Origin of the sequence: Pedobacter gandavensis, from assembly GCF_032677645.1 — a bacterium.
Classification (GTDB): domain Bacteria; phylum Bacteroidota; class Bacteroidia; order Sphingobacteriales; family Sphingobacteriaceae; genus Pedobacter; species Pedobacter gandavensis_A.
In genome coordinates this window covers 356,361-365,603 of sequence record NZ_JAVTSB010000007.1, presented here as the reverse complement: position 1 = coordinate 365,603, position 9,243 = coordinate 356,361, and the positions used below count along the sequence as shown (strand labels likewise).

The following is a 9,243-nucleotide window of genomic DNA, read 5'->3' as shown; positions in this document are numbered from 1 at the left end:
GCTATTTACCGATTACAGGATATGATACAGGAAAACCTGTTCTTTAGCGATACTAAAAGCATCCTTCACTCTAAAAGAGAACTTTTGCCGGGTTTCCAGACACTCGATCCGCAGATCCTGAGGAAAACCCAACCCACTGATCCCTAGTCGCTGCAAGAACTCCCCATAAATAATTCCTTCCCCAGCCTTTAAAGTGTCATCAGGTAACACTTGTTGCAGACGCTGGAAGGTTTGCGATTTTGCAGCATGCAGCAGCATCATGCAAATGCATAATAAAAGTATTTTCATTGTCCCGGGTATAAACCGGACTAATCTATAGGGTTCCGATCAGGAAAACAACCTTAAGAAGCATCTCTTTTTGTTAATGATCAAAATGAATAAATAATATGCGCTGAACAGGGTTCAAACATAGAAACGAATTACAAGATATTTACCCTAAAGCATCAATATGCAAACGATAGAGCAACTTTCCTTCTGCAATTATAGGTTCAACTACTTTATTTAACTGCTGTGCTTTTGCCCCGGCAACCCAACAAAAGACAATGATTAAGAGCGTTTTAAATTTCATATGATGAACGTATTTTTAACTAAAATAACTTTTAAACCTTAGGCTGAAGAATTTATTGAAAAAGGGAGGCTATTCAACAACCTCCCTTTCCTATATATATATTACGATTTATTGAGCCAGTGCAAAAGCCAGCGGAATCGTATACCTCACCCTTACCGTTTCTGCGTTTTGTCGGCCAGGTTTCCATCTTGGAGATTTACGGATCACTCTTAATGCTTCTTCATCACAACCAGAGCCAATCCCATTGATCAGTTTAACATCAGAGATCGAACCGTCCCTTTCAATCACGAAGCTCACCAACACCCTTCCCTGCACCCCGTTTTCCTGGGCCAATTCCGGATAGCGTAGATTCCTTTGCAGGAATTTCGCCCAGCCTTTCATCCCTCCCTCAAACTCCGGATAAACTTCTACCCCTGCCGCGTTGTAAATCTCATTGTCGATTTCCGCAGGACCACCAGAGGACACTACACCTCCCCCACCTTTACCTACTTGCGGCAATGCCTGTAAATCGGTTTCTAAACCCGCCTGTGTTACCGGACCTGCAACCGCATGCTCCATTTCCTTCAGTGTAGGTGGTTCCGATATCGGATCCTTAACTACAACCGGACCGGAGACTGCCTTGTACATTTTCAACTTTTCTTTTACCGGTTCCATCTTCGGCAATTCTTCCTGCTTCTTAGGCGGCAGATTTTCTACTGGCGGACGAAGCTCAAACACCACATCTTTTCTGCTTTCTACATCCGGCTGACGGTTGATCATCGTTAATAAAAACGGAATCACGAACAGCGGAGTTGCAATCATCAGCGAGCGCAGGAGGATTTTAGAAGATTCGGCCCTCAACACAAATGCGCCATAGTTTTGATTTCTGTTCTTGAATACAAGGTCGAGCCACTCGGACTTGTACAGGTTTGAAGAGGAGTTTAGCATAATTTCTAAGGTTTATTCAAGGTGATGATGGAATTACCATCAATATTCCATAAACAGCTACCACTTTTAATACTTTAGGTGAAAAACCAGAAAAGCCCTAAACAGAAAGCCCAATAAGGCCATTTTAAGACCTATTTCTCTAAAAACACCAAAAAACCAGAAATATTTCTTTGATTATCTAACGACATTCGTATTTTTACAAACAAATCAAGAGAAATACCAAACAAAAAATATATTTTTGACCAAATTTTAAACAAATAAATGAAAAGCTTAAGGACAACTGCATTAAAAGAGGCACAATCAAGAATTTCACCAGAAGTAAAGTCGCCTTCGACTAAGATTTCTGAGTTTTTCGGAATGAATGTTTTTGATAAGAAAAAGATGAAAGATTTCTTATCAAAAGAGGTATTTGAAAAATTAATTTCATCAATTGACCAAGGTGAACTGATCAATCATGAAGATGCTAACCACATCGCTACAGCAATGAAAATCTGGGCTATGTCTAAAGGTGCAACACACTATACGCACTGGTTTCAGCCATTAACAGGTTCTACTGCCGAAAAACATGACTCTTTCTTTGAGCCAAGTAAAGACGGTGCAATTGAAGTATTTGCAGGAAGTGCATTAGTTCAACAAGAGCCAGATGCTTCAAGTTTCCCTAATGGTGGTATCCGTAACACGTTCGAAGCACGTGGATATACTGCATGGGATCCTTCTTCTCCAGCATTTATCATGGAAAGCAAAGCAGGTAAAACACTTTGTATTCCTACCGTATTTATTGCGTACACAGGTGAAGCCCTTGATTATAAAGCCCCTCTTTTAAAAGCATTATCTGCTTTAGATAAAGCTGCAGTTGACGTATGTCAGTATTTTGATAAAGGCATCACTAAAGTGAGTGTTTCTCTAGGTATTGAGCAGGAATATTTCCTGGTTGACCGTGCCCTATACAATGCCCGTCCGGATTTAGCTTTAACAGGCCGTGCCCTATTTGGTCATATCTCTGCAAAAGGACAACAATTAGAAGATCATTATTTCGGATCTATTCCGGAACGTGTATTCACTTATATGGTTGATTTCGAAAACGAAGCCTTGAAATTAGGTATTCCTTTGAAAACACGCCACAATGAAGTTGCACCTTCTCAATTCGAATGTGCGCCTATCTATGAAGAAATCAACCTTGCCATTGACCACAACCAATTGTTGATGGACTTAATGGAAAAAGTTGCCATTAAACACGACTTCAAAGTATTATTACATGAGAAACCATATGCTGGTATCAACGGTTCAGGTAAACACAACAACTGGTCGTTAATCACTGATACTGGTAAAAACTTATTATCACCAGGAAAAACGCCTAAAAACAACCTGATGTTCTTAACGTTCTTCGTAAACACGATCAAAGCGGTACACGAACATGCAGACCTGATGAGAGCAAGTATTGCTTCAGTAAGCAATGATCACCGTCTGGGTGCTAACGAAGCTCCACCGGCGATTATTTCTTGTTTCCTTGGTTCTCAATTGAACGATGTATTAGATGAAATCGAATCTTCAAGAAGCATCATTAAAAAAGTAAAAAGCGAAGACTCTTTATGGTTAGGTATTCCTAAGATCCCACAGATCTCTTTTGATACTACCGACCGTAACCGTACTTCTCCTTTCGCCTTCACAGGTAATAAATTTGAGTTAAGAGCAGTAGGTTCTTCTGAAAACTCTTCTGCACCAATGACTGTCTTAAACGCAATCGTTGCTGATCAATTGACTAAATTCAAAGTTGAAGTTGATAAACTGATCAAAAAAGGAGAGAAAAAAGATGTGGCTTTATTAACCATCATCAAAAAATACCTTAAAGAATCAAAAGATATCCGTTTTGAAGGAAATGGTTACAGCCAGGAGTGGGAAGATGAAGCTGCGAAACGTGGTTTATCAAATATCAAAACTACTCCTAAAGCGCTTGATGCTTATGTAACTGAGAAAACTACTGAGCTTTTCGCGAACACTAACATCTTCAGCAAACGTGAACTACATGCACGTCATGAGATCTTATTAGAAAGCTATTACAAGAAACTTCAGATCGAAGCAAGGGTAATGGGTGAAATGGTAAACAGTATCATCATTCCTGCAACCATCACTTACCAAAATGTATTAATTGAAAATGCTAAAGGTCTTAAAGATCTTGGTTTATCAAAAGAAGCATTGGAAACTCCGGTTAGCATTATCAATAAAGTATCTGAGCATTTAGGTGGTCTTAAAGTTAATATCGATAAGATGTTAGAAGAACGTAAGAAAACTAATGCCATTGAAGATAGCCGTGAAAAAGCAATCGCTTACGATGAAAACGTGAAATCATACTTCGATACCATCCGTTACCACACGGATAAATTGGAGCAAATCGTTGATGACAGCGTTTGGCCTCTTCCAAAATTCAGAGAATTATTGTTTTTGAAATAGTCGAAAACGCAATATTCCATTAAATTTTAATTTTTATAACCCTTCAATCAATTTTGAAGGGTTATTTTTTTGTTCTTAAGGCCGCAACATTCCGGCGTTTCCCTATCTTTGCAGCAACATGAGTGATAACAGGTACAACCAACGTGGCGTTTCTGCGTCAAAAGAAGATGTGCACCAAGCCATCAAGAATATAGATAAAGGTATTTTTCCCCAAGCCTTCTGTAAAATCATACCTGATATTTTAGGGAATGATGACGCATTTTGCAACATTATGCATGCAGATGGTGCCGGAACTAAATCTTCCCTCGCCTACGTATACTGGAAAGAAACAGGTGATCTTTCCGTATGGAAAGGAATTGCTCAGGATGCCATCATCATGAACATCGACGATTTGATTTGTGTAGGTGCTACAGACCAAATCCTTTTATCTTCTACCATCGGACGTAATAAAAATCTGATTACTGGTGAAGTAATTGCCGCAATCATCAATGGTACAGAAGAAATCCTTGCAGACCTTAGAGAACTAGGGATCTCCATTTACTCCACAGGCGGTGAAACTGCTGATGTAGGCGACCTTGTACGCACCATCATCGTAGATTCTACAGTGACCTGCAGAATCGAAAGAGACAAAATCATTAGCAATCATAAGATTCAGGCTGGTGATGTAATTGTCGGCCTTTCTTCATCCGGACAAGCTACTTACGAAACAGAATATAACGGTGGTATGGGTTCTAACGGACTTACTTCTGCAAGACATGATGTTTTTGATAAGTCGGTCGCAACAAGTTACCCTGAAAGTTTTGACCCTTCTGTTCCTTTTGACCTGGTATTTTCTGGTGGCAAAAAGTTAACAGATACCATCAAAATTGATGAGGACACGGAAATTACCATAGGGAAATTAGTACTTTCTCCTACACGTACGTATGCTCCGGTGATTAAACAGATCTTAACCGCTTATAGAAGTCAGATCCATGGCCTTGTTCATTGCAGTGGTGGCGCGCAAACTAAAGTGCTTCACTTTGTAAATGATGATGTTCATATCATTAAAGACAATATGTTCCCTGTTCCTCCATTGTTCCAGTTGATTCAGGAGCAGTCTGGCACAGATTGGAAAGAAATGTACAAAGTATTCAATATGGGCCATAGAATGGAATTATATGTTCCTGCAGCGATTGCTGAGGATATTATTGCCATTTCTAAAAGCTTTAACATTGATGCGCAGATTATTGGTCGAGTTGAAGCTTCTGAGCAGAAACAAGTAACAATTGAAAGCGATAAAGGTACGTTTGTATATAATTAATCAGAATTTTCGCTGAAAAGCGCGATTATAAAAGGAAACCGGTGATTTTATTGCCGGTTTTCTTGTTTTGGGATTTAAGGTGGTAAAAAAAGAACACCTCGCTCTTCAAAGGCGGCAAGCCTTGCGCTGAAGGGCGCAAAACCTGCTATGCCTTTTCTCAACAGGCATTCCTTTTTTTAACAAACGATTTATGGTTCCCTGCAAGCCGACACAGAGGCAAGAAAATAGGGCAAGAAGCTAAAGGAAGAGGTGTTTAAAAGGATGGTTTAGTAAGAATAATTAATGTATAAAAAAAGGGATCAGACATAACATCTGATCCCTTTTTTGTGTTAAACCTCATAACCAAACACCATACCGGCTATAGAACTATGAGTGTTCTTTTTTAAATAAAGGATGTTCCTCTTTGACTACCTGCGAAGGTTTGCCCTTCAGCAAAGATTCGAGTAGGAAAAGAGGAACATCCTTTATTTTCGAATAGACAACTATTTCTTAATCGACAACTCGTTGATAATATTTTTCGCACCACCTAACACGTCAATACACCACAATACGTAGCGCACATCTACACAGATTGTACGTTTAAATTCTTTATCAAAAGCGATATCACCACTCATTGCTTCCCAGTTACCATCAAAAGCAAGACCGATTAATTCCCCATTACCATTGATTACCGGAGAACCAGAGTTCCCGCCGGTAATGTCATTGTTAGTGATAAAGTTTACCGTTAACGTACCGTCATTACCATACTGACCGAAATTCTTCTTGTTATAGTTTTCGATAAGGTTGGCAGGAAGATCGAATTCGCTATCACCTGGAATGTATTTTTTCATCATACCATCAATGGTAGTCGTGGTTTTATATACGATACCATCTTTAGGAGAATAGTCTTGTACATTTCCATAAGAAAGACGCATGGTAGAGTTTGCATCAGGATACATCAGTTTCCCTTTGTTTTTCTCTAAAGTAGCTTTCAGGTATAAATGATCAAGCTCTGCTTTTTTAGTTTCGAAATCAGCCACTAAAGAACCGAAGTTTGCTTTAATATAATCCGGAGCATAAACATTAGCAGCATATTTATAACCTGGATCAGCTTTAATCGCTTCTAACGAAGGGTTAGTCGCTAAAAATGCTTTCAATTTCGCAGGTTCAATCAGGTTACTATTTTCCCACAGGTATTCTGCATACTTTTCGAAAGTAGTTTCAGGATTTCCTGTCCAGTATTTTTCTGCGATTTCAGCGAAGAACTTAGGCTGAGATTTCACAGGAACATCCTGGTAGAAAGAAGCAAGAATTTTAGCGAAGATCTTTTTATCAGCAGACTCAACATAAGTTTCCTCATATACATTAGCTGCTTTATCAAGACCTGTTTTTACTTTTTCAGCGAAAACAGCATCACCTTTTTTAGCATCTACTGCAGCATAAGAACGTACGATAGTAATCGCGTTCGGCACCCATGCAGAAGCCATAAAACCTTCATTGATATAAGTACGTTGTACAGAAATCGGGTCGATATCTTTATAGATCTGAGCGTATTGCTCCATTAATCCGGCAAATTCAGTTTTCTGAGCTGCCCAATCCGTGAAAGCTTTCTCTTCTTTTCTTTTTGAATCAGAAACTTTAAGTCTTTTCAACTGTTCAGTCTGACCGATAAAATACTTCCAGTAGTTGGCAATATTTGCATATTGAGAAGACAATTTCAAGCGCGTATCTACGCTTTTATCCATTTCCTGCTTCCAGGATTTAAGGCGGATATCACGCAATTTAACGATAGTCGGACTTACCTTTTCAGTAGCAAGATCAACACCATAAGAAGTTAAATATCTGTCGGTACGACCAGGATAGCCGTAAACCATAGAGAAATCACCGTTTTTCACACCTTTGATAGAAACCGGAAGGAACTTTTTAGGGGTGTAAGGAACGTTTGCTGCCGTATATTTTGCAGGTTGGTTCTCTTTACCGGCATAAACTCTGAATACCGAGAAATCTCCGGTCTGACGAGGCCATTCCCAGTTATCAGTATCACCACCAAATTTACCAATATTCTGAGGAGGCGCACCTACCAAACGGATATCGTCGAAACGCTCGTATACAAAAAGGATAAACTGATTAGATTTATAAAAGTCTTTTACATTCGCTTCAATCGTTGGACCGGTTACTGCGGCTTTAGAAATGGTATTGAATACTTCTAACATTTTAGACGACTTTTCTGCACCTGTAAGGCCTTTTGTAGCCGCTTCAACCTGAGGCGTTACATCTTCCATTTTCAACAGGAACTTTACAAATAATCCATCGATAGGCTTCTCTTCACCATAATTTTTAGCGTAGAAACCATTGTCAAGGATGTTATTCTGAGCAGTAGAGTTTGATGCGATCGCATCATAACCACAATGGTGATTGGTAAAGATCAATCCTTTGTCGGAAACAATCTCACCAGTACAAAAGCCACCGAAATGTACGATTGCATCTTTCAGACTGGAACCATTTGCATTATAAAGGTCTTTCGCCGTTAGCTTAAACCCTTGTTTCTTCATTTGCTCATAGTTTTTGCCTATCAGCATTGGGATCCACATCCCTTCATCTGCTTTAACGGTGTTTGCAAAGGACATAACCATTGCACACAACAGCAGATAAACTGTTTTTCTCATGATATAATAAATTAGTTAGTGATAAACCAAAGTTAAGTAATTGTGACCACTAATAGGTATAAATTACACGGTTACCGTCTTTCTTTGGCCATATTTACTCCTGTAAATCACGAAACCGATGGTGGCGGCAATGCCGATTAACCCTTCCATGAAGATCGCTGGTCTGGGCCCCATTACATTGGCCAGCCAGCCAATTAATAAACTACCGATCGGAAGAATCCCCTGATAGGCCATTACATAATAGCTGATGGCCCTTCCACGCATCTCCGGAACCGAATGTGTTTGGATATAAGTATTGATGGCTGAAGTCTGCCCCATCATCCCTACCCCCGTGAGGGTCATGAAAAACAAGGCTACCGGCAGTTGAGGCGCATAGGCGAGAAATAACAAGCTGCCTCCCAGAATTCCACCGGCAATGGCCACCATTTTCATCAGTCCGTTGTTGTGTTTCAGGTTCGCCAGATATACCGCGCTAATGATGGAACCCAATCCCGCAGCACTCTCAAACCAGCTGAACGTTCTGGCATCACCACTAAAAATATCTTTCGCAAAGATGGGCATCAGGGTATTAAAAGGGATCACAAACAGACTGCTTACCCCAATCATGATCAGCATACTGCTCAGGTTTTTATCCCCGGAAACGTACTTAAAACCTTCTTCCAGCTCTGTCCAGATGCTTTTCTCTGATTTCTCCATCAGGATTACTTTTAACCTCATCATGAACAAACAGATCAGTACCGGGATATAACTCAGGAAATTCAATATAAAGCAAAAGTCAGTTCCGAACGTACTTAAAATGATCCCTGCAACCGCCGGACCAGCAATCCTGGCAAAGTTCACCATCGTAGAATTTAACGCGATGGCATTTGGCAGGTCTTCTTTATGGTCTACCATTTCTACCATCAACGATTGTCGGCAAGTCATGTCAAAAGCATTGATGATTCCCTGAATCAGACTGAGCGCAATAATGAGCAGGATGTTGTAATAACCGAAAAATATGATCCCTGCTAAGGCAGCTGCCTGAACCATGGAGGCAATCTGCGTCAGCACCAGAATGTGGTAACGGTTGTGGCGATCTACAAGGCTTCCCGCATAGGGCGATAAAAACAAAGAAGGAATCAGACTCACAAAGCCCACGACCCCCAGCAACAAGGCCGATCCTGTGAGCTGGTAGACCAACCAACTCACTGCCGTCTTCTGCATCCAGGTTCCCACAAGGGAGATCGATTGTCCGTAAAAAAACAGTTTAAAGTTGCGGGATTTGAGGGATCTGAATAGTGTCATTCGGGGTTATTTTATGAGCTTCTCTGTGCTGCCAACAAATCTCGGGATAAAGAATATATTTGTAAAATTGA

7 protein-coding genes are annotated in these 9,243 nt (G+C 40.2%); 2 read left to right on the top strand and 5 right to left on the bottom strand.

Annotation, left to right across the window (positions count from 1 at the left end; translation table 11 throughout):
• Window positions 1-12 precede the first annotated feature (12 nt).
• The 3 genes from R2Q66_RS14020 to R2Q66_RS14010 all read right to left on the bottom strand — a co-directional run bounded on the left by R2Q66_RS14020 (window position 13) and on the right by R2Q66_RS14010 (window position 1,495).
• Window positions 13-288 (bottom strand): hypothetical protein, encoded by a 276-nt coding sequence (locus R2Q66_RS14020; RefSeq protein WP_316749987.1) that lies wholly within the window; start codon window positions 286-288, stop codon window positions 13-15.
• A 142-nt stretch (window positions 289-430) separates the two neighbouring features.
• Window positions 431-568: a hypothetical protein gene (locus R2Q66_RS14015; protein ID WP_316749985.1), complete on the bottom strand. Its 138-nt coding sequence runs from the start codon at window positions 566-568 to the stop codon at window positions 431-433.
• Between the two features lie 108 nt (window positions 569-676).
• Window positions 677-1,495: a TonB family protein gene (locus R2Q66_RS14010; protein ID WP_316749983.1), complete on the bottom strand. Its 819-nt coding sequence runs from the start codon at window positions 1,493-1,495 to the stop codon at window positions 677-679.
• Between the two features lie 261 nt (window positions 1,496-1,756).
• Here R2Q66_RS14010 and R2Q66_RS14005 point away from each other — a divergent pair, with 261 nt between their 5' ends.
• Complete coding sequence (locus tag R2Q66_RS14005; protein WP_316749980.1) at window positions 1,757-3,943, top strand: glutamine synthetase III; 2,187 nt, start codon at window positions 1,757-1,759, stop codon at window positions 3,941-3,943.
• Between the two features lie 118 nt (window positions 3,944-4,061).
• On the top strand, window positions 4,062-5,243 hold the full coding sequence (locus R2Q66_RS14000; protein WP_316749977.1) for an AIR synthase related protein: 1,182 nt from the start codon (window positions 4,062-4,064) through the stop codon (window positions 5,241-5,243).
• A gap of 482 nt (window positions 5,244-5,725) precedes the next feature.
• Here the strand turns inward: R2Q66_RS14000 and R2Q66_RS13995 are convergent, their stop codons facing one another.
• Window positions 5,726-7,891: a S46 family peptidase gene (locus tag R2Q66_RS13995; protein WP_410479432.1), complete on the bottom strand. Its 2,166-nt coding sequence runs from the start codon at window positions 7,889-7,891 to the stop codon at window positions 5,726-5,728.
• Between the two features lie 60 nt (window positions 7,892-7,951).
• A complete protein-coding gene (locus R2Q66_RS13990; protein ID WP_316749973.1) occupies window positions 7,952-9,172 on the bottom strand; it encodes an MFS transporter in 1,221 nt (406 codons plus the stop codon).
• Window positions 9,173-9,243 lie beyond the last annotated feature (71 nt).